This is a genomic window from Bradyrhizobium semiaridum, assembly GCF_020329505.1.
Classification (GTDB): Bacteria; Pseudomonadota; Alphaproteobacteria; order Rhizobiales; family Xanthobacteraceae; genus Bradyrhizobium; species Bradyrhizobium semiaridum.
On record NZ_JAGKJJ010000098.1, the window covers coordinates 1 to 630 of the forward strand.

The 630-nt window shown below is 65.6% G+C and carries 1 protein-coding gene and 1 pseudogene; both read right to left on the reverse strand.

All coding sequences use genetic code 11. The features are described from left to right. Nucleotides 1–500, reverse strand: a 500-nt coding sequence (locus J6500_RS31645; RefSeq protein ID WP_225716599.1) for a homocysteine S-methyltransferase family protein, incomplete at its 3' end; no start/stop codon positions are given. A gap of 3 nt (nucleotides 501–503) precedes the next feature. After that, nucleotides 504–630 (reverse strand): annotated as a pseudogene (locus J6500_RS31650) (methylenetetrahydrofolate reductase [NAD(P)H]); the annotation flags it as partial.

The following is a 630-nucleotide window of genomic DNA, read 5'->3' on the forward strand; positions in this document are numbered from 1 at the left end:
CCATATGCCTTGCGCAGATCGTCGAAAGTCACGGCGCGATAGCCGGGATTGGACACGTCGGGCGAGATCGACGCGGTACGGTTGGTCGGGCCGAGCGCGCCGGCAACGAAGCGCTCCTTGCCGTCCTCGGCCGAGACGCGCTCGGCCGCGGCGCGGGCGAGCCGGGCGCCCTGCAGGTTCAGCTCATAGGCGAGGTCCGACATGTCGTAGTCGGCCTGCGCGATCGAGGTCGACGAGAAGGTATTGGTGGCGACGATGTCGGCGCCGGCGCGCGCTTTGCCGACTTCCACCGCGACATCAAGGGCAATAACGACGTCCTGATCCTGACCCAGCCCGACGCGATCACGGATATCCACGCCGCTTATCTGCGCGCCGCGGAACGCGGCCTCGTCGTATTGCAGGCCCTGGATCATCGTGCCCATGGCGCCGTCGAGCACCAGGATGCGTTCGCGGGCGGCCGCGAGCAAAGCGTTACGCTTGGGAGAAACAGGCACAGTCATGGTTCAGGCAGCTTTCTGGGCGCCATTCGGCCGGATGCCGAGCAGATGGCTGATCGCGAACACGAGGTCCGCGCGGTTCATGGTGTAGAAGTGGAAGGTGTCGACGCCGTGCTTGAACAGCTTCTGCACT